The 20,692-nt window shown below is 46.0% G+C and carries 20 protein-coding genes; 7 read left to right on the forward strand and 13 right to left on the reverse strand.

What is annotated here, in order from left to right:
• Positions 1-21: 21 nt before the first annotated feature.
• Positions 22-717, reverse strand: a complete 696-nt coding sequence (locus WG89_RS14435) for an anti-sigma factor (RefSeq protein WP_062267295.1) — start codon at positions 715-717, stop codon at positions 22-24.
• Complete coding sequence (locus WG89_RS14440; protein ID WP_062267297.1) at positions 702-1,268, reverse strand: RNA polymerase sigma factor; 567 nt, start codon at positions 1,266-1,268, stop codon at positions 702-704. Before WG89_RS14440 ends, WG89_RS14435 begins: the two co-directional genes overlap by 16 nt.
• Positions 1,269-1,404: 136 nt before the next feature.
• Here WG89_RS14440 and WG89_RS14445 point away from each other — a divergent pair, with 136 nt between their 5' ends.
• Positions 1,405-2,025, forward strand: a complete 621-nt coding sequence (locus WG89_RS14445) for a MarC family protein (RefSeq protein ID WP_062267374.1) — start codon at positions 1,405-1,407, stop codon at positions 2,023-2,025.
• On the opposite strand, the gene WG89_RS14450 is transcribed toward WG89_RS14445, so the two are convergent.
• The 3 genes from WG89_RS14450 to WG89_RS14460 form a co-directional block, all read right to left on the reverse strand.
• The gene (locus tag WG89_RS14450) at positions 2,020-2,343 is read right to left on the reverse strand and encodes an Hpt domain-containing protein (protein WP_062267299.1); all 324 of its coding nucleotides are present in this window, start codon (positions 2,341-2,343) and stop codon (positions 2,020-2,022) included. The two genes, WG89_RS14445 and WG89_RS14450, sit on opposite strands and share 6 nt — an antisense overlap.
• A 157-nt stretch (positions 2,344-2,500) precedes the next feature.
• Positions 2,501-4,816: a DUF1631 family protein gene (locus tag WG89_RS14455; protein ID WP_062267301.1), complete on the reverse strand. Its 2,316-nt coding sequence runs from the start codon at positions 4,814-4,816 to the stop codon at positions 2,501-2,503.
• A 227-nt stretch (positions 4,817-5,043) separates the two neighbouring features.
• Positions 5,044-5,322: a hypothetical protein gene (locus WG89_RS14460; protein WP_062267303.1), complete on the reverse strand. Its 279-nt coding sequence runs from the start codon at positions 5,320-5,322 to the stop codon at positions 5,044-5,046.
• Positions 5,323-5,599: 277 nt separating this feature from the next.
• Here WG89_RS14460 and WG89_RS14465 point away from each other — a divergent pair, with 277 nt between their 5' ends.
• From WG89_RS14465 to WG89_RS14475, 3 genes are all read left to right on the forward strand, one after another.
• Positions 5,600-5,905, forward strand: coding sequence for a hypothetical protein (locus WG89_RS14465; RefSeq protein ID WP_062267306.1), 306 nt, complete (start codon positions 5,600-5,602; stop codon positions 5,903-5,905).
• A 147-nt stretch (positions 5,906-6,052) separates the two neighbouring features.
• Complete coding sequence (gene mnmL / locus WG89_RS14470) at positions 6,053-6,961, forward strand: tRNA modification radical SAM protein MnmL/YtqA (protein WP_062267376.1); 909 nt, start codon at positions 6,053-6,055, stop codon at positions 6,959-6,961.
• Between the two features lie 71 nt (positions 6,962-7,032).
• Positions 7,033-7,560: a GNAT family N-acetyltransferase gene (locus tag WG89_RS14475; protein ID WP_172806820.1), complete on the forward strand. Its 528-nt coding sequence runs from the start codon at positions 7,033-7,035 to the stop codon at positions 7,558-7,560.
• Between the two features lie 94 nt (positions 7,561-7,654).
• Here the strand turns inward: WG89_RS14475 and sctV are convergent, their stop codons facing one another.
• From sctV to sctX, 3 genes are read right to left on the reverse strand one after another with little or no spacing between them, the layout of a single operon-like run.
• Complete coding sequence (sctV, locus tag WG89_RS14480; RefSeq protein WP_062267311.1) at positions 7,655-9,742, reverse strand: type III secretion system export apparatus subunit SctV; 2,088 nt, start codon at positions 9,740-9,742, stop codon at positions 7,655-7,657.
• A gap of 53 nt (positions 9,743-9,795) precedes the next feature.
• Complete coding sequence (locus WG89_RS14485; protein ID WP_062267313.1) at positions 9,796-10,089, reverse strand: tetratricopeptide repeat protein; 294 nt, start codon at positions 10,087-10,089, stop codon at positions 9,796-9,798.
• A gap of 20 nt (positions 10,090-10,109) precedes the next feature.
• The gene (gene sctX / locus WG89_RS14490) at positions 10,110-10,481 is read right to left on the reverse strand and encodes a type III secretion apparatus assembly protein SctX (RefSeq protein ID WP_062267315.1); all 372 of its coding nucleotides are present in this window, start codon (positions 10,479-10,481) and stop codon (positions 10,110-10,112) included.
• A 358-nt stretch (positions 10,482-10,839) separates the two neighbouring features.
• On the opposite strand from sctX, the gene sctC reads away from it, so the two are divergent.
• From sctC to yvcK, 3 genes are all read left to right on the forward strand, one after another.
• Positions 10,840-12,921, forward strand: coding sequence for a type III secretion system outer membrane ring subunit SctC (sctC, locus tag WG89_RS14495; RefSeq protein WP_172806821.1), 2,082 nt, complete (start codon positions 10,840-10,842; stop codon positions 12,919-12,921).
• A gap of 156 nt (positions 12,922-13,077) precedes the next feature.
• Complete coding sequence (gene glpD, locus WG89_RS14500; protein ID WP_062267319.1) at positions 13,078-14,634, forward strand: glycerol-3-phosphate dehydrogenase; 1,557 nt, start codon at positions 13,078-13,080, stop codon at positions 14,632-14,634.
• 68 nt (positions 14,635-14,702) lie between these two features.
• A complete protein-coding gene (gene yvcK, locus WG89_RS14505; RefSeq protein ID WP_062267321.1) occupies positions 14,703-15,617 on the forward strand; it encodes a uridine diphosphate-N-acetylglucosamine-binding protein YvcK in 915 nt (304 codons plus the stop codon).
• Between the two features lie 16 nt (positions 15,618-15,633).
• Here the strand turns inward: yvcK and WG89_RS14510 are convergent, their stop codons facing one another.
• From WG89_RS14510 to WG89_RS14530, 5 genes are all read right to left on the reverse strand, one after another.
• Positions 15,634-16,275, reverse strand: a complete 642-nt coding sequence (locus WG89_RS14510) for a sugar transferase (protein ID WP_062267323.1) — start codon at positions 16,273-16,275, stop codon at positions 15,634-15,636.
• Between the two features lie 95 nt (positions 16,276-16,370).
• The gene (locus WG89_RS14515) at positions 16,371-17,588 is read right to left on the reverse strand and encodes a glycosyltransferase family 2 protein (RefSeq protein WP_062267325.1); all 1,218 of its coding nucleotides are present in this window, start codon (positions 17,586-17,588) and stop codon (positions 16,371-16,373) included.
• A complete protein-coding gene (locus WG89_RS14520) occupies positions 17,588-18,679 on the reverse strand; it encodes a glycosyltransferase (protein WP_062267327.1) in 1,092 nt (363 codons plus the stop codon). Before WG89_RS14520 ends, WG89_RS14515 begins: the two co-directional genes overlap by 1 nt.
• A complete protein-coding gene (locus WG89_RS14525; RefSeq protein WP_172806822.1) occupies positions 18,676-20,178 on the reverse strand; it encodes a GumC family protein in 1,503 nt (500 codons plus the stop codon). The genes WG89_RS14520 and WG89_RS14525 overlap by 4 nt, the downstream gene beginning before the upstream one ends.
• The gene (locus WG89_RS14530; protein ID WP_062267331.1) at positions 20,162-20,662 is read right to left on the reverse strand and encodes a hypothetical protein; all 501 of its coding nucleotides are present in this window, start codon (positions 20,660-20,662) and stop codon (positions 20,162-20,164) included. Before WG89_RS14530 ends, WG89_RS14525 begins: the two co-directional genes overlap by 17 nt.
• Positions 20,663-20,692: the final 30 nt, after the last annotated feature.

Raw genomic sequence — 20,692 nt, forward strand, 5'->3', positions numbered from 1 at the left:
TTGGTTTCAGCTGATAACCCATTAATAGGTTCGGGTACTCCAGTCACCTTTATCCAGCACCGGGCCCATATCCCAGCCATTGGGGGCACCTTTCTGGTCTTCCAGTGTGATAACAATCTTGGCTTTGGAGAGCTTTTCTTCCCAGCCTTTGGGAATCGTCATCTCTTTGGTTCCGGATTCAGGCAGCATACCCAGGGAAACAGGTTCAACACCATCCACTACCAGCCATAGTTCACAGGCTTTACCAACAGGTACGGAATCAGGTTGTACTGTTTCCATGACCAGCTTCTTGCTGTTCAAGGAGGCATTGAGAATCCAGCCTGGGCTTCTCTCTTGATTGTTGACAACGTATACATATTCCATATTGTCAGGGTTGACTGACTGGAAATTGGCAAACAGCACCATCAAAGCCAAGGCTACAGAAGCAAAAGCCGATCCCTGCCAGAATCTCAGACTGCTCCAGAAGGATTCTTTCTGGCTTCCAGTCATGTTTTCAATGTTTTTCCAAACATGTTTGGGGGGGTCAACAGGGGGCAGGGAACTGTTCAGGACATCAAGATGCTCCCGCCATTCTTCAACCTCCCGCTGGGCTTCGTGGCTGACCGCCATCAGAGCTTCAAATTGAGCTTTCTCTTCTGGCGTCAGCAAGCCGAGCACATAGTCTGCTGCAGCCTGATTTCTTTCATCAGGGTTGCCTAGATCTAAGCGGTCATGCATTCCTTCAACCTCATCAGTCCACGTCTTATCCACGTTTTCACTGTTCCAATGGGAACTTCCAGCTGATCTGAAAGACTCTGATGAGTCTGACCATCAAAATAACTGAGTTCCAGACAGCGTCTCTGGTTATCGTTCAATGTTTTCAGACAACGATGGACTTCCTGACTATTCTGTCTATCAGCCACCATTTGCTCCTGGCTGGAACTCTGATCCTCTTGCAGGTCCAGAGTTTCCGTTTCCATTTGAGGCTCTCTGTTGAGTTTCCTTAAATGGTCCAACGCCTGGTTTCTGGCTATGGTGTTCATCCAGGTCATAGGTGCAGCTTTGCTGCTGTTATAGCTGGATGAAGCCTGCCAGATTTTGATATAGGCCTGCTGCAGACAATCTTCAGCAAGCTCCCTGTCTTTTAATATACGCAGGATCACAGCAAATAGTTTCGCTGACGTCAGCTGATAAAGATGCTTTAAGGCTTTTTGCTCCCCCTGGGCACACTTGGCCAAGTCTTCAGCAAGGCTTTGGGGAGACGGTGTAGATATGGCCGTTAGACTCATTCCGATTGTTCTGCTTATGGGTTCAAGAAGCGTACTCTACCGGATAAATCGCTGCCATCAAACCTCCAAAAATGACTACTTTTACCGATATGCAGTCATATATGGACGCTAAGAGCCCAATATGGGCAGTGAGTATATGCAACAGATAATCCATGACTTTGTACTTCTATTTGCTGTGATAGATCCAATAGGCACTCTGCTGCTGTTTCTGTCTATTACTGGAGGTTATTCTGCCAGAGACAGGAACCATATAGCCCTGAGAGCCAGCTTGTACAGTGGAGCCATTTTGTTGATCTTTATTGTTGTAGGACAGTTCCTGATGTCGGCTATGGGCATCCGGCTTGTTTCCTTTCAGATTGCCGGTGGCATTATTCTGTTTCTTTTTGGCCTGAAAATGATTTTTGGAGAAGATGTCTCTCATTCTCATGATCGGGCTGAGCCCGGGCATGATATCGCTGTCTTTCCTTTGGCAATCCCCTCAATGGCGAGTCCAGGTGCGCTCACGGCAGTGGTCGTTCTTACAGATAATCGTCGCTATGGAATAGAAGATCAGGTGTTGACCACTATTGTATTACTCAGTGTGCTTTTGATTACTTACTTGCTGCTCCTGGCAGCAAACACCATACATAAATGGTTGGGAGACAGTGGCTCTGCCATATTGATTCGAGTTATGGGGATGGTTTTAGGAGCATTGGCTGTGGAAATAGTACTTCAGGGCTTATCTGGGCTGAGTACTGCGCCGGTCACCCATTTATAGGTTTTTAATCGCTTCAGAAACACCGTCATAGCATTCCCTTATGTCTAAGAGAAGCGGTTTGAACTTACCAGTGTCAGATCGCTTTCCTGCTTCTTCAAGCTCTTCTGTCAATGCTGTCAGACGGCTGGCTCCAACGATTAATGAAGAGCCTTTGATTCGATGAGCAAGGCTGGCAATTTCACTGCCCTCTTGATTTTTAACAGCTCTGTCCAGTGAGCTGAGATCTTCTTCTGTGGTATTAAGGAATTCATCCAGCAGAGTTTTCATCAAAGGGGCATCACCTTCGGTCAATTGTTGTAAATTACCCAGGTCAATCAATGGATACCTCCTTTGTATCTGAATAAAACAGCCAAGAGCTGGAAGTGCAGCTCACCCCGAATCATAAAAATGGAAACAGAGCTCTTGTTACTTACAATTCCTTAATAGAAGGCAAGCTTCATTAAAGGCTCTTCTGGAAATATGTCGTCGACCGTCACTAAAACTTCAGGAATTTGTCCATGACTGCGTGCAGAGCTTTATCGAAGAACTGCGTGTCTTCAATCACTTTGATCCGTTCATGGTCTATGCCTGACTTGAGTTCATACCCCGACATTTCAGCGACTTTCATGCCAGAGCTGTTCACAAATATGTAGCGATTACTAACAGTGTTGATGGAGGAAAGCTTGCAGCGGAAGTGCTGATCCTGTTTGCCGATGAATTCGACCCATTGACCTACATTCAGTTGAACTTCGGTATGTATATGGGGTACGGAACTGGCCAGAGTTGATTCTTCATCATCATCTTCAATGGCTTCAGCGGTTTGAATTTCGTTAATCAGTTGCTCTTGTTCCTGACGTTGACTCTGAAGGACGATTTCCTCCATATCAGGCTCTCTTTGCTCTTCATCCTCATCGATGTCTTCAGGTGAAACAGTTATTGTTTCTGTCTCTCTAGGGAACTCAATAGGCATTGAAATCAGAGTGTTCAATGAATGCATCCATTCCACAACAACGAATGGGTCATGGCCAATCTCATTCAGGTAGTCAAGGAGCATATTCTTTAAAGCGAGCCAGTCTTCTGCAGGGATCGAATCGCGATTTTCTGCCTGCAGGTTCCATAACATGAGGTCAAGAGTGTTTATGGCATCGAACCACCGGATCTCATCTGCTTCAAAAGAGCTTTCTATGTGCTCCAACACGCTAGGCCATGCCTGATAGATCAACTGCTCGAGAGGTTCTGGTACAGAATATTGATAGGCGGAGACAATCTCTCTGACTATGTCCTCGAATTCGTTTTCAATTGTCTGTGAGTCTTCTGTTGCTTCAGCAATATCTTCTTCATAGAAGACAGGGGATTCCTGAGTTTCAGCTTCTGCGGTATTTCGTTTGAGTGCTGTTTCTTCTTTAATGTGGAGCAGTGACTGGTTGAATGTTTCTAGACAAGTGGAAAAAATATCCGGGTTTTGTGTGAAATGCTTGATGATGTATTTGACGGTTTCTTCAATTAACTCAATAACAGGCTGCTCTGTTTCAGGTTCTAGTGTCGTATGCATTCCGGCAGACGTCATATCATTGAGTAATTCCCTGGCTGCGTGATGACGATTGGTCAGAAATTCTTCTTCTAATAATGCGAGTTTCAACACAGGGATTTGCAGTAAACCGATCAGCTTTTTAACTTCATCCGGAAGTTCATGGTCATCCAGAATAAACTCGAACAACATTCCAACCATGTTGATGAGGTCTGTATGTCTTGGTGAAAGTTTTTGCTTTACCCCTTTATCTTTGAAAGCGCTTTTGATCGACTCTGACAGGCTGAAAAGTGATGCATGCTGACCTGTAAGCTCTTCCTGAATACTAGTCAGTGTGCTGGCGAGTTCAACACTGGCAAAGATTTTGGTGTCACTGTTGATGGCAGTGCCGGAAGTTGTTGACGTGCTATGCAATAATCCTTCAACTCTTGAGACTACTTTGTTGGCAATTGCATCCATTAGAGCGTCGTCCCATCCCTGATTATTCCCTTCAGTTTCTATTGCAGAGAAGTTAGGAGAAACGCCTGAGGTTTCAAGAACATCTTTATGATTACTGCCAGGCAAGCTTTCAATATGCTTTGATTCAGAAAAAGGTTTGTCATCAGGAATGTCGTCTATTTTGGTATTGGGTTTGCTAATTTTAAGTCCTAAGATATCAAGGTGGTCGTCTGCCTGAGCCCAGAGCTCCATCACTGCAGGCTTAATCTTTAAGGCAAATTGCAATAGAAGTTCCTGTGTTAAATCTGTGTCCAGCTGTGTCGGGATAAGGGCAAACGCAAAGCTTTCACATATTTTCTGGGCACCCATTGGGTTTCTTTCAGGCTCAATGTTCAATAACTCGGAAAGTCTGCTCTGGATGTTGTTAAATCTCTGCAGGTTGTCATTCATACTCAGTTGGTTGGCAGCATGTTGCCAGGCAAGCTTTTTCTCAAGGTCACCATTATCTATCAAGGCAAGCTCATTCAATGTGAGAGAGGTGTGAGAGGATTGTTCTTCTTCAAGGTGCTGGAAGTTTGTCAGAGACTCTTGCTCGAAACGTCGAGAAATTTCTTTCCTGTATCGTTCAAGGCTCTGCTTTTTTTCCATGAAGTGCATGATTTGTGAGTTGTTTTGACCTGATTCAGAAAGCTCTACAACGTATTGAATGAGTTCAGAGAGGATTGTATCGACTTGAGGAAGGATCAATTGCTGAAAAAAATTGATCAAAGCGGTGTTGATTTCACCTACTTGTGAGAGCTTCGCAGAACTTGGTAACGGTACAACATTGCTCGACGTTCCTGTCATAAACCTTACTGCTCCCTGTATGACAATTAGATCTGAGTCTTCCCTCTTTCTGTTGAAATGACCCATGTATGTCTGTTACGTCAGTCAGATAAACTGATTGCGATGACAATACACGTAAGTCATTTAACTAATTGTAATTTATTTAAAGCAGTAGATTTATAATCAAAAGAAATAAAAAGAGCTAAAAGGATTAAAGTTTGTCAAACCAATGATGACAAATAGGGTTTTTAACCCTGTTTCAGCTCTTTAGATATCTCCCTTGCTTTTTCCATGGCTTTGTTGAAACCGTTCTTGAAGAGGTTTTCCCGGATCTGTCTCTGAAGCTCTTCAGGACTGATCATACCTTCTTCTACTTCACCGGATTCTGATTCCTGCATCTCGGATTGCTTTTTGAGGTCAGCAAAGCGTTCAGCCTCTGCTGCATCGATCTGTTGTACAGGCTGGGTAGGATCCACCTGGCCTCGATTGGAAGGCTGTATGGGTTCCGCGTCCTGATTAGTGATCATTGTTCTCTCCCTGAGTTGATCATTGTTGTTGTGAGGCAAGAGCCTGTCGGAATTTAGGCCGAAATTGTCTTAAGTCCGACGGGCTCCTGTGTCTATTCTTAAGTTATATCGCCCACAAACATACTTCAGTGTAGATAACCGGGCATTGCGAACGAAAGGGAAGTTGTTCTATAGATCATGGATTGTTATTTCCAATCTGTGTAAGAACAGGGGGTTCATACCATAAAGCCCTCCATAGCTTCGCCGACAACTGCAATAGTTATGTTTGGAGAATGTTATGAGTGGCCAGCATTTCACATTGACCATCAGTCAGAGCACAACCGATTCCGGAGACTTTGCCATCCATATGAAGGAAGAGGGCAAGCCCGAACAGCTTCTGGTTCATCTTCGCTTTATGCACCTTCCCATGCTTGATGAAAAATACCTGGATGATGTGGTCGGAGTACTGGCCCGCAAGTTGGCCAAGCGTGTCATTGAGTGGCGCGTAGCGCCAGATTTAAATCCTGAAACCATGCCTGATGCCCAGGACGAAGCCAGAGCGGTCGTTGATGCTGTTCTGGATAAAATGAAGAAAGGGCAGTAACAGTCCTGATATCCCTTAGTTCACTTCTTAAATACAATGCATTAAGGCTTTTTCTGATTCGATTTGAATCGGTTGCCTTTATGTGTCCAGCTTCTCCATCCAGGAAAAGGTGTACGACTTTTCTGATTCATCTGAGTGCTTCATTTCATGGATATGACCCGTTATGTCAATACATTTGGTCGCTATTTGCGAGCAAAGTATGGAGAGAAGGTTCATAAAGTTTCTGTCAATGCTGCCTTTACCTGTCCCAATAGAGATGGCAGTAAAGGCGTTGGTGGCTGTACGTTCTGTAATAATGACTCTTTCAGTCCATCTACAACCAAGGCGGGATCTATTACAGGACAGATAGAGGAAGCGAAAAAAAGAGTTTCACAGCGGACAGGTGCCAAAAAGTTTATTGCTTACTTTCAGTCATATAGCAACACCTATGGCGATCTGAAAGATCTCAGACAGTATTATGATGAGGCGCTTTGTGATCCGGATGTTATTGGGCTGGCTGTGGGAACTCGTCCGGATTGTGTCCCAGACCCGGTGTTGGAATTGTTGTCCAGCTACCAGTCGAAAGGTTATGAAGTCTGGTTGGAACTGGGGCTGCAATCGAGCTTTGATGACTCTTTAATTGCGATTAATCGTGGGCATGGCTTCACAGAGTATAAAGACGCGGTTGAGCGTGCAAGAACATTTGGTCTGAAGCTTTGTACTCATTTGATCATGGGGCTGCCAGGAGAAAAGCCATCTGACACTCTAACGACATTTAATCGAGTTATTGAGCTTGGAATTGATGCAATCAAGATTCACCCACTCCATTTTGTAAAGGGAACTCAGTTGGCCCGGCAGTGGAAAAGGGGAGAGGTTCCTGAATTGACCCTGGAGCAGTATACGGACGTGTTATCTGAAATATTAGTTCGTGCGCCAGAAGATCTGCTTTTTCACCGGTTAACAGGGCCAGGAGACCATCAGTATCTGATGGGACCTGAATGGGTAAAACATAAATGGGATGTTCTGGGTGATCTATACAATAAACTGGAAGCCCGGACAGCAGGTGCATCAACCTGACGAGAGAGCTTCAGCCAGAGGGTATCTTGCCGATTGAATATCTGATGAATTGATCATGTCAGGCAATGGATATGCGCTTTGATCTCGGCAATGGATATTGTGTAAGAAGCTTTTTGTATGGTGATGCACCATCGCTTTCACGTCATGGCAACAATTGGAATGTAGCCAAGAATCTCAGGGATAGTTTTCCTCATCCTTATACCATCGAGCACGCCAGAGCGTGGATTCAACATGTGAAAGAAAACGAAGCAGACACTCGTTTTGTGATCGACCACGAAGGTGAAGCCATAGGCGAGATTGGTTTTGTTATTCAGCTGGATGTCCACCGTTTTACCGCTGAGATAGGTTACTGGCTGTCTGAGTCCCATTGGGGTAGAGGTGTGATGACCCATGCTCTAAACAGGGTTACTCAATATGCTATGGATGAGCTGGGTCTGGTTCGAATTTATGCCGATGTTGTGGAGCATAATCAGGGATCTGGAAAAGTCCTTGAGAAATGTGGTTTCCAGCTTGAAGGTGTATTCAGAAAGCATATCTACAAAGGTGAGGAGTACTTTGATCAATACGTCTATGGTCTTGTCCGCTCCGATGCTCAATAGCTGAACGTTATTGAGCAGTCTTCATTAGCCAATCATTCAATATTTTCTCAGAACGATCAAAAAGCCGCTCTCAGGGCTTTTCCCTGTTAGGCGTTTATAGGGATATACGACCGAGAGGCTGTACCGTAATCTCTTCTGTCAGCTCCTGGTGAGAAAGAACGGCAAGGTCATACACTTCCAGCTCAAGAAGCTTTCTGACGTATCGGCGAATGTCCATGGAGGTGATCAGGACAGGTTTGTGTTCCAGGTGACCAATTTTGCCGACAGTGTTTTTAACGTTCTCAACAAAGCGTGCAGACTGGGATGGGTCCAGAGCCAGGTAGCTGCCTGCAGAAGTCTGTCTGATCCCACCTCGGATGGTATCTTCAACGTCCTGGTCCAGGAGATAAACTGGCAGCATGTTCTTGCCATTAGAATACTTATAACTGACATAGCGCTTCAAAGAGGAGCGGACATATTCCGTTAATTGAACTACTTCCTTCTCCTTATGACCCCAGACGACAAGAGCCTGAAGGATCGATCTTAGGTTTCTGATAGAGATATCTTCGGAAACCAGTCGCTGGAAGATCTCTGTAATCTTGTTAACGGGAAGAAGTCGTTGAACTTCCTTGATCAACTCACCAAAAGAAGACTCCATTTTTTCCAGAAGATAACGGGTTTCCTGAATACCAATGAATTCTTCAGCGTATTTCTTCAGTACATGAGCCAGATGGAATGTCAGAATCTTGGGTGCATCCATGTAATTAACATTGTTCTTTTCCAGTTTTTCCTTTTGGCTATCTTCCGCCCACAAAGTATCAAGACTGGGTAGAAAATCATCTTCCTGTTCGTATGGGATTTTCAGCATTTCCAGATGGTCAACGGTTTCACGAACGAAAACAAAACCAGGTCGGAAGTGGCCATTTGCGACGGGCACTTCCTGCAACATGATGGAGTAAGTGTTGTCCATCATAGAGTCATTAAATCGAAGGTGGATACCCGGGAAGGGGACACCCAGATCCATGTACAAAGCCTTTCTGACTTTCAGGAGCTCATCGTTCAACATCTGGGTATTCAGGGTCTCCTGAATGGATGTAGGAACGTCAATAATAAGGGGTAAAGTCTGGGTGAATTCTTCCTGCTGGTCTAGCCTGGATCTTGCTTCTCCAGGTGTTTCAGTAGCTGCTGCCATTGCAGGAATTCCACCCTCGGCTTCCTGTGCCATCTCACGGGTAGTCTTCCTCATGAGGTAGTAGCCGCCGCCACCAATCATCAAAGCCAGCATTAGGAAAATGAACGTTGGGAAGCCGGGGATCAAAGCAAAGCCGAGCAGTAAAATACCACCTACCAGCAGGGCTTTGGGTTTATCCAGCAACTGACCACCGATTTCGTTACCCAGGTCTTTGGAGTCTTCGTTGGATACCCGGGTAACGATAATACCTGAGGTAATGGATATGAGCAGAGCAGGTATCTGGGAGATTAGGCCGTCGCCCACTGTCAGGATGGCATAAAGCTGTAGAGCTTCACCTGCTGTCATATCTCCCATGGTGGTACCAATGGCAACACCAGCAGTTATGTTCACAAAAATAATGATCAGGCCTGCAATGGCATCACCTTTTACGAACTTCATGGCACCGTCCATGGAGCCGTACATCTGACTTTCTTTCTGGACCAGCTCACGGCGCTTCTGAGCTTCCTCCATTTCAATGGAGCCAGCACGAAGGTCAGCATCAATACTCATCTGCTTACCTGGCATACCGTCGAGAGAGAAGCGGGCACTCACCTCAGCAACCCTTTCAGAACCTTTGGTGATTACAAGGAACTGTACAATGGTGATGATCAGGAAGATTACGATACCGACGATCAGGTTACCGCCTACAACGAAATTACCAAAGGTATATACGATCTCGCCTGCGTCAGCTTGAAGGAGTATCAAGCGGGTTGTTGTAATTGAAAGAGCCAGTCTGAAGAGAGTAGTGACCAGCAGTACTGCTGGAAATGAAGAAAACTCAAGGGGTGATAGCAGGTAAATAGACGTCATCATCAAAATGAATGACAGGCCCATATTCAGTGCAATGAGAAAATCCACCAGAACGGTGGGCATGGGCAAGATAATAAGGCTAACGATCATTACCAGCATCGCTGCCAGTAATAGATCGTTTCTTTGGCCCAGTTTATTCATACCTGCGAGGACAGGGTTCATGTTTCACGACCAGCCTGTTTGCAGGAGAGAGCAGTCTGGTCAAGTAAGAGATTCTATTTTACAGCGGCTTTCTTTCTCTTTTTGAGCAGAGCTCGCCCCTTGATCCATTTAATGGCCCGGGTATCCATTCCAGGCTTCGCGTACTGCAGAAAAGTATCGGCGGCCTTGATGGAATCTTCAGGTCGGTCAATCTGCAGATAGGCATAGCTGAGCATGCGATAGACATCGGGGTTTTTTGGCTCAAATCGTTTAACCGCTTCCAGCAATGCAATGGACTTGCGAGGTTGAAGGTATTCCATGTAGTAAGAGGCCTGGCCTAACAACCATTGTCGTAATGGTTTGTTCATGGTGTCTGCTCCCTGTTCTTTTAGCCTGCAACCAGAACATTGCGGGTCATGGTCAGGTATTCCTGTAATTCTTTTGATTCTTTTAAAACAGCAAGGGCGGCTTTGGCTTCAGGCCATTCATCTGCATGTTTGCTAAGCAGACTCAGCGCCATATCGGTCATCATGTTGTGTTCATCAGGTGAAAGAGAGGGTGTTTTTTCAGATAAGCTGAGTGCGTACTTTCTTTCCCTGTTCTGAAAGGTTCTACCCATTTCCAGCGCTTTCCAGAAATGGGCAGAAATACTGTCTCCGGAAGGTTTGAAGGAAGACTTGTCTTTGGGGAAGTCCTTATCAATAAAGTCGGTATTCACAAATGAAATACCCGACAAACCGTTTTTAAAAGACACGTCCATGATGCTGAGCCTCAATTAAAAGGAAACTCTATTAGCATCGGCTGGGTGACAATAAACCGAAGTTAAGCCCTGAAAAGTGTGTAAATGATTAGAATTGAAGGGTAATCTTGGATACACTGGATTTATTCCGTTGTATATTTATTTTTGCTATTAAAAATAAAAAATTAATTAGGAAAAGTTTATTTAGCCGTTAACACCTTTAATTTCAGGTTGTTTTGGAGGTTGTCTGCTTTAGGGCAGTCTCCCAGAAGATGGGCATGGAGGCACTCTTCGGATGGGCTTAAAGACTCTCGGAACCTGGCTGATCATTTCGCCTGTTCAGGCACTATTTATCTTATTTCTTGCTTCGGGTTTATCTGTGCCTTATTCAGAGGCAACCGTCTGGTCATCTGTTTCGAAACCAGACAATGCCCGAAGGCATATTGTTCGTCCTGGAGAATCGCTTTCAATCATTGCTCAAAATTATGGTTTTGAACTGCAGGAATTGGCGGATTTTAATAACATCACGAACCCTGCAAAGTTGCTCGTAGGACAAACTATTTACCTTCCTGACAGCTCTGCTGACACCTCCACAAATGATCCCTCTGTTTCCAGAGTTGCCGCTGAGCAGCCCGCACAGGTACTGGATGCAACTGCTTTTCCTCCAACCCGTTCCAAACCGGATGAAGAAGAATACTTCAAGCTGCAGCAGTGGATGGGCAGTCAGAAGCAGACAACGGGTGTCGATAGCGTAGATTACAACTACGTAAGGAAAGCGCCAAAAACTGAAAATACCGCTGGGTTTGATATTCCTCTTGAGCAGGAAGGTTCGTCTGAGAAAAAAATGACGAAAGCTTCAAACCCCGATCAACAGATGCGCGATGAAACAGGTAGACAACCTCTTTATGAAGAAGAGGAAGAGGAGGTTAAGGATTCTGACTCACCTGCGTTGGCTGTTTTTGGGGATCGTCCCTACGCCTATTATGGAAGTGGCGAAGATCTGGTTGAAGCCATTCAGAACTTTGCTGCCAGTTATTATGTGCCTGTTGTTATTGCAGAAGATGTCATTGGGGAAGTGAATGGCAAGATTGGTCCATTGACTCCGGTCGACTTTCTGGATCATATGGCCAATATCTATGGGTTTATCTGGTACTTTGATGGTCACTCACTCTATATCTACAGTGGCAGTTCGGCCCAGCAGAAAATCATTAGTCTGGAATACATGACCACTAAAGGGTTCAAGAAAACTCTGAAAAAAGTGGGTATCTGGGATGGTCGTTTTTTCTGGAAAGAGCAGTCTAAGGATGGGTTGGTTTATGTCTCCGGTCCACCAAGATATATTGAAATGGTCAACCAAACAGCTGAACTACTCGATAAAAAAGAAGGTGAACGACAAAAAAGCAAACTCACCGTGCGTATGTTCAGACTGAAGTATGCCTGGGCCACGGATAAGAGTTTTAATTTCAGAGGGCAGCAGATTGTTGTTCCCGGAGTAGCCACCTTGTTGAACAGTATTATTAGTGGTGGCGGTGTTGCCAGTGTTGAGCGCAAGCCGGTTGAAACATTGAAAATCCAACCTGCCAAAGGGGTTGTTCGTCAGGGTGTGAGGAAGAACCAGCAGGCTCAGCAACCCGAACAGGCCCTGAATTCAGGGGCTAAGGTTGAAGGCGCTTACATCAGTGCAGACCCTAGGCTGAATTCCATTATTGTCCATGACCTTGAATCCAAGATGGCAATGTACGAAGGACTGATTGAGTCTCTGGACAAACCTTCTTCACAGGTTGAAGTCAGTGTTTCTATTATTGATGTGAATACCGCTGACATAGAAGCTTTGGGTGTTGACTGGAACAATACCCGGGGGACCAGTTCTGAAATAAAATTTGATCCAGGCTCTTCAACCTATAAAGACAGCTTTTCTTCGTTTACAACAGTACTGGGTATGAACATTGGCAGTTTTAATGCTCGACTGAGTTTATTAGAAGACGAAGGGAGAGCCAAGGTAGTGTCCAAACCTTCCATTCTGACTCTGGACAATCTGGAAGCTGTTTTTGATAACAGCAGTACATTTTATGTTCAGGTGGCCAGTCAGGAAGATGCGGAACTGTTTCCTGTAACGTCAGGTACGGTTGTTCAGGTTACTCCGCGCATTGTGAAAGAAGAAATTGGTCGTCGCATTCATATGAGTGTGAATATTCAGGATGGAGGCGATTCCAATGACCAGAATCTCACTCTGCCCAGGGTCAGTAATAGTTCGATTAGTACACAAGCGATCGTAAACGAAAATGAAAGCTTACTGATCGGAGGCTTCTACAAGGAAAGCCAGGACCAGAAGACGACCAAAGTGCCTGTACTGGGAGACATTCCTGTCCTGGGTCGACTCTTTCGGGCCGACAGTAAACAAAGCACCAGCCAGATGCGCCTGTTCCTCATAACGCCTCGTATCCTCAGTGCGGGAGCCTGATAGGTTCCCCTCCGTCCTGATAGCGTCATAATTCTGTTATAAGCCACCTATAGATTCGTATTTATTCGCATTGGTAAACATATTGCTTTTTTTTGTACTATAAATTTCGATATAGTTTAAAAATATTCGTAAATTTTCGTTTTTGGGTATGGCTGAATGAAGCAGACGCAAACAGAGGCTCTTTTTGACATCTACGTTATCGGTGGCGGCATCAATGGTGTTGGTATTGCCGTAGATGCTGCTGGCAGGGGCCTCAAAGTGGGTCTGTGTGAAAAGTCTGATCTGGCGGGTGCTACTTCTTCAGCTAGCAGTAAACTGATTCATGGCGGTCTCAGATACCTTGAACATTATGAGTTTCGCTTGGTGAAGGAAGCTTTGGCTGAGCGTGAAGTTTTGTTAAAGATGGCTCCTCATATCGCATCGCCCATGCGCTTCTGCCTTCCTCACAGACCTCATCTGAGACCCGCCTGGATGATCAGGGCTGGGTTATTCCTTTATGACAACCTGAGCTCCAGAGTTTCTCTACAAGGTTCAAAATCTCAAAAGTTTGGCCAAAACTCCGCATTGAAGAAAGACTTCAAAAAAGGCTTTGAATACTCTGATGCCTGGGTCGATGATGCTCGATTGGTGGTTTTAAACGCCATGGAGCTGAAAAGGCGAGGTGGGGAAGTTCGCACCAGAACTCAGGCTGTCCATGCTGAGCGCAATAATGGCGTTTGGGACATTACATTAAGAGACGAAGTGACCGGTGAAGAGTCTGTTGTCCACAGTCGTGCTCTGGTCAATGCTGCGGGCCCTTGGGTGCAGTCTTTCTTCGACAAAGGCTTGAAGAAAAAGTCACCCCGCAAGATTCGTTTGATTAAAGGCAGTCATATTGTTGTACCCCGAATTCATGACGAACCCAGAGCTTATATTCTGCAAAATGAAGATAACCGGATTGTTTTCGTCATTCCTTATCTGAATAAATACTCTTTGGTGGGTACCACCGATGTTGAGTATAAAGGTGATCCGGCAGAGGTGAGTTGTTCAGAAGAAGAGAAGCGTTATCTTTGTGACGTAGTGAACAAACATTTCAGGCAGCAGATCTCTCTGGATGACATTGTCTGGGATTATTCTGGTGTTCGCCCTCTCTGCGAAGATGAGTCTGACTCCCCTCAGGCTATTACCCGTGATTACACCATGGAGCTGGAAGATGAGGGCGGCAATGCACCTCTCCTGTCTATTTTTGGTGGCAAGCTGACAACCTACCGTAAGCTGGGTGAAGCGGCTGTAGGTAAGTTGCAACCTTATTTCCTAAAAATGGGCGCGAGCTGGACAAAAGAGAGTCAGCTTCCAGGCAGTGAACAATTCAAGGGTGTTCAGGCATGCACTGAGGAGCTTTGCAAGGCTCATCCATGGCTGACGCAAGATATCGCTGCCCGTTATAGTGGCTCATACGGCAATCTCAGTTACCGACTTATTGGTAAAAGTCGATCTGTTGAAGACTTTGGAGTTCACTTCGGAGCAGGTCTTTATGCTGCGGAAGTTGATTACCTGATTGAAAACGAGTGGGCTTATACCGTTGAAGATATTTTGTGGCGCCGCAGTAAGCTGGGTATTGAATTGGATACCCAGGAAAAAGAGCGTCTCGGAACCTATCTGACTCAGAGATTGCCAGAGTTGCTTCCTGAACGATTCGGCAATAATGGCATACCGTTGGAGAAAGTGGTCTAAAGGTGGAGACTCTAGTCCCACCTTTAATCTATAATTTTTTATTACAGCCACTACCCCTCAAATATTAAATGCAATCCGTCAACGCTCTCTTTAAATGTCGTCGTATTGCCGCCATAGGCGGTGGCCATGGTCTGGGAAGAGTCATGGCCAGTCTGGGTTTCATGAAAGATCGTCTCGCAGGTATTGTTGCTACCACCGATGATGGAGGCTCCACGGGTCGGTTGAGAGAAGCCAGTGGCTGTATCGCCTGGGGTGATCTGAGAAACTGCCTTAACCAACTCTGCTCTGACAGTCCCAACCTTGCCCGCATTCTTTTCGAGTATCGCTTCAAGGAAGATAGCGGAGAGCTAACCAACCATAATCTTGGAAACTTGATCCTTCTTGCTATGGATCAGATGTGTGTTCGACCCATGGACGCTATCAATCTGATACGTCAAATGCTGCAGGTTGAAACCGATTTGATTCCTATGTCTGAAGAACCAGCCAGTCTTGCTGCCATGCTGGATGATCAACAAATTGTGGGTGAGACGACCATTGATGCGTTGGATCAAAGACCAGACCGCCTGATGCTCATCCCAGATATCAAGCCAACCCGGGAAGCTCTGACTGTTCTTGAAGAGGCAGATCTTATTATTCTGGGTCCAGGCAGTTTCATGACCAGTATTCTTCCTGCGTTGCTCATGAAAGATGTAGCTCAGGCCATTCAGCAGAGTGATGCCTTGACGGTATTTATCGGCAATATCAGCCCTGAAGTTTCTGCTGTCAGGCAGATGGAAATAGGTGAGAAGCTGAACTGGATGAAGGAAATGACGGGGGTATACCCTGATGTGCTGCTTTGGCCTGAGGAGCGGGAAGCGCCAAAAGGGGTCAGCTGTTCAGTATTTCATCAGCCTCTGGCAGATCCTTTCCAACCGGGTGCTCACAGTCGGGAAGGAATGCGCAGAGCACTCGATATACTGGTAGCGAACCATCTTAATTACTGAGCGCAAAACCTGATGGTTATTGCCCTTTGCCAGTAACCATTACCCAGAAAGTTTTGAACATGATGGTAAAGTCCATCTTCAACCAGTCTGCAGGGCTGCTTAGAGCCAGAGCGTAAGCATGGTCGTAAGCCACTTTGTTTCGAACATCATCAATGGTTTCGTCATAGCTCAGGTTCACCTGGGCTAAACCTGTGATGCCTGGAACGACATCGAATGTTCTTTCGGTATAAAAGGGAATGTTGTTTTCCAGTTTGTGGCACATTCCTGGACGTTCTGGTCTTGGTCCTACAACGGACATGTCACCCATTAGAACATTCCACAGTTGGGGCAGCTCATCGAGTCGGGTCTTGCGGAGGAAGTTACCGACCTTGGTGATTCGTGGGTCATTCTTGGCTGCCCAGACAGGGCCGCTTTTGGATTCTGCATCAGCACTCATGGTTCTGAATTTCATCATCAGAAAGAGGCTGACATAGTTTTCTCTCTGGTAGCCAATGCGCATCTGGCGATAAAAAACCGGACCAGGACTGTCCAGTTTGATAGCTAACGCAATAAAGGGATAGAGAGGCAACGTCAGAACAATTCCAATCACTGCAACGGATATGTCCATGGCTCTTTTACATAGAGCGGTTATAGGATGGACATAGGTGACATCTTTCATGGTTCTACTCCTTGGTACATCATTTTATGCCCGGTGAATCACCGGGTAACTGCAGGGCATGCCAAAACATCCCCTTACTGCTGTAGGCTGAACAGTCAGTTCTGGACAGCCCGACTCCTTTTATCTTTACTGACAACCCTTTTCCATTGTCCTGATTCCATGCCAGCCAGGTAGCGGACCAAACCTACGGCCATCGCAATATGACCTGACATGATGTAGTAGACGATTCTTATCAGCTTCCATGAGGGCTGCTTTTTAATCAGTATAAAGAAGACTGTGAGTAAGTAGACGGCCACCTGAGCAGCCAAAATGGGTATGAACACTGGATAGTCAAAGCTCAGCCATGCAGATGAGATCAGGATTAAAGTGAAAAACACCGGCATTAAGGGCCTGAGAAACTTTCCGGAAAAGAAATTGAACGCTATCTTTCCAAACTTGGGGTGAAGCAGACCGATGTGACGAATGGCCTGTTGCACATTGCCAGCGGCAATTCTTTTGCGTCGATTAAAGTCCATTTCGTTGCAGGCTTGCTCCAGCTCCAGAGCCATAATCCGCTCATCATAGAGACACTTGTAGCCTTGCATAACGATGCTGACTGGCAGGGTAAAGTCATCGTTGATGGTATCAGCTGGCAGCTTTTCAAAGAGATCTCTGCGGAAGGCATAGAAAGCACCGTGGACTCCCAAAGTAGCGCCCAGAGAGCTTTCCTGGTTTTTGATCCTTCTCTGGTAGCGCCAGTAAGCCTGTTCACCAACGCTCAGAGAGTGGAAGAAGTGATAGCTGCCACAGACAACCCCTGTGTCTTCATAACTGAGCTGTGCAGCCGCAATCAAAAGACTGTCGGTAGAGAGAATGGCAGATATGTCCGACAGCGCAACCACGTCACATTGACACAAACTGATCGCTTCATTCAGGACAGCCACTTTGCCACAGTTTTCGGGTTTTTCGACCACTTCTATATCAAGATGGCAGTTCTCAACCTGACTGGCGGCACGTCTTGCCAGTTCTGCCGTATCATCACTACAGCCATCACAAACGACAATAATTTTTAATTTATTTTCCGGATAATCAATAGCCCCCAGATTATGAATCTTTTCGGATATAACCGCTGCTTCATTATGGGCAGGCATGATCAGGCAGATTCTGGGAAGCATATGATCCAGAGGACTGATCCTGTAATGTCGATGATAATAGGGAGGAGGGGATGAAAGGCCTTGCTTTGCCAGCCATTTAAGCACAACAGGGTAACCGACATGGTGATAGATCACGATGAAGGATGCGATCAGGAATACAGACAACCACAGCCATTCCATTACAGCTTTCCTCCCTCATACAGCTGAACATATTGATCAATCATTCGAGTCAAATTGCCTTTCTGGATAACAAAGTTTCTGGCATTTGCACGGGCTTCAGTCGTACACCCATTCTGTATCTGTCCGCACAGAGCTTTTGCCAGGGAATCTTCATCACCGGGATTGACCAGCATACCTTCCGGAGCGACGGCTTCACTGCAGCCACCTACATCGGTTAAAACGATATTTCTGCCACATGCTTGAGCTTCCAGAGGTGAAAGAGGCAGTCCTTCCCTGAGTGAGGCCAGGCAGAAAACATCAATGGCATGAAAGAAGCTGGGCATATCTTCCACAACACCCATGAAATGAACGCGATCTTCAATGTTCAGCTGTTTGGCTTGTTCTTTAAGCTCATCTTCCAACTCTCCACCGCCAGCGAGAGCAAGATGACTGTCAGAAGGCATTTTTGAGAATGCTGAAATAAGGACATCATGAGCTTTCACAGAGGTGAGCCTTGCGGCACAGCCAACCAATGGAACATTTTTTGGGAGGTTCAGGTGGTCGCGGGCTTCATCCTGGTCGCCAGGCTGAAAGCGGTCTGTGTCAATGCCATTCATGATCACAGAGGGTTTGAATAAAGGGATATATTGCCGGATGCTGTCTGCCACTAATTCTGCATCTGCAGCGACAGAAGGCCTTAATAAATGGAAAAAGCTACCTACCAGAACTCTTCTTTTAAGGTTGGCCAGATGCCAGGCATCGTGTTCAGTATGAACATGTCTGCAGGAAGCCAGTTTTGCTGCAATCCCGCCATAAAGCATGGGACCCACATGATGACTGTGTATAACATCGACTTTTAATGTTTTGAGCAGACTGGCGAGTTTTCTGACATCAGCAAACTGAATTCCGGGCTGCTTGCCAAGAAAATGCAGTCGCGGAACATCTGCCAGCCGTGGCCAATGCTTTACAGCTTCTTCGAAATTGCCTTCCAGGCTGATGATATGCACTTGTTCAGGATCGGGAGCACTGCGTTGAAGGTCAAGGACCATTGTTTCGATGCCACCGGGTGCAAGGTGCTGTACGATTTGAGCAACAACTAACTTCTGACTCATGTGGCTTCTCCTGAAAAGGTGTCTGTTTCCGGGCTGTAAGTCAGACAGAGTGCCTGTGGCATTGAAGGTATTCGGGTGATGACTGGAACACCTGTCATCGTTTCCAGTGTTTCTCGCAGTCTCAGGCTGGTGTCAGAGATTTCTGCAATGGCGGTGAGGCCGGTTCCAATGCCAAGGCCGGCAAAAAAGCCTGCAACAATAAACAATATGGAAGGCAGTGCATTGGGTTTACTTGGGGTGAAGGGTTCGTCTATGACTTTGACTCGTTCCAGTTCCTCATAACGACCAAGATCTCCTGACACACGCGCCATCTCGTAGCGCTGAAGGAAGTCCTCGTAAAGTTTCATCTTGATGTCGTAGTCACGTTGTAATTCGTTGAGGTGCCTTTCCACCTGCGCAAAGGATGTCACTTTATTTTCCATTTCAAGCGCAATGGTTTTGATACTCTCAACTTCATTCTGAAGACTGATGACTTTGGCGTTGGCTTCTTGTACGGCCTGGAGCTGTGAAGCAAGAATGGTGGTAGAGCCACTTCTGGTTTCATCTATTTGCGTGGGTGACGTAGCTGCCAGGTGCCATAGTCTTTTAATATCGTCTGGTTTGAGCTGACTGGTCTCAGTGATCATTCGCTTGCGCTCACTTTCCAGCCTTTCCAGCTCCCGCAATGAAGCCTGAACTTTACTGTGCTGCTCTGTGTACCTTGAGCGGAGCATGCTCAAGTCGGCTCTGACTTGAATTAATCGTTCTTCCAGCTTTCCTATGACAGGGTTGGTCTGTGCCAGGTTGTTGTTGAACTCATTGAGAGCTGCTTCTGCACCGGCAAGATCTGTTTTCTTCTCCATGAGCAGTTGCCTCAGCTCTGCCAGACGAGTGATATTGGCCTTGTGGAGCTGAGGAAGTTCCAGGGCAAACTGTGCCTTGTAGTCAGCCAGCTTTTCTTCTGCCCCGTTGAGGGCTTCCCGTTGTCGCTGAAGCTGGTTTTTCAAGAAATCTTCGGATGTTGTTGTCCAGGATTTATGGGGGGCCAGAACAATCGACAGGAAGTGTTTGGTGACCGTTTCCAGAAGATAAGCTATGTCTGTGCGATTTTCCGAACGGTAGTAAATCTTGATCAGCTCACCCCCGAAAACAATGGAGAGCGATCGGGATAACTCCTGAATCTGCTTATCAATTTCTTCTTCTGATGATTGATCTGTGATGTAGCCCAGATCACGGGCTACAGCACCCAGGACATTCCGGCTTTTCAGAAGGATTTTCAGTGCAGATTGACGTTCTTCAAGGCTGGTGGATAGAGAAAAGTCTTCAAGAATAGGGTTCAGCTCACTGGTATCCTGAAGCAGAATGGTAGTGTGTGCCTCATAAAACTTGGGCGCGAGAAAACTGGCAAAAAAGCCTACGAAAGGCATGATTAACATAGGCACGACGATCATGTATCGCCTTCGCCAGGCAATAGCCAATAGCCTTAAGAGGTTTCTCAGTACATCATTGGACACTGTCACCTCCCAGCACCTGGATGGTGACAGTGTCGGGTTCCTGATCAGGGATATAGAGTTCTTCTATCTGGGTTGAATAGTCCTTTAGATAGCTTCTCAGCTCCTGGACTCTGACCCAGGCATCATTAATGGACTCAAATCCTTCATCAGAAGAAGGTGATATAGAAAGAATGATGCTCAGATTATCGCTGTCTGGCAGGGTCTGGAAAAACAGTTTGATGACTTTCTTCTGATGTTCAGAGATATGATTGGCATCTTCCTGATAGTTCAGTGAGAGCTGCCTGCGATACATATTGTTTGAAAGGGTCAAATCTTTCGATTGATTGCGCAGTTTATCGATGGCGTTAAGTAGCTCTTCTTCTGTTTGTGGCGGCTTGTCAGTCAGAAGTTTTTCAAGGGGAGCATGGGGTTGGTTGGCACAACCAGTGAGAATGGCCAGTGTAAATAACAGCCACAGTGTTGTGCATCTGATTACCGGAACCCTGTTCACATCGACTTCCCTGTTTGATTCCCTGATTCA

The sequence above is a fragment of the Endozoicomonas arenosclerae genome (genome assembly GCF_001562015.1).
GTDB classification, from domain to species: domain Bacteria; phylum Pseudomonadota; class Gammaproteobacteria; order Pseudomonadales; family Endozoicomonadaceae; genus Endozoicomonas_A; species Endozoicomonas_A arenosclerae.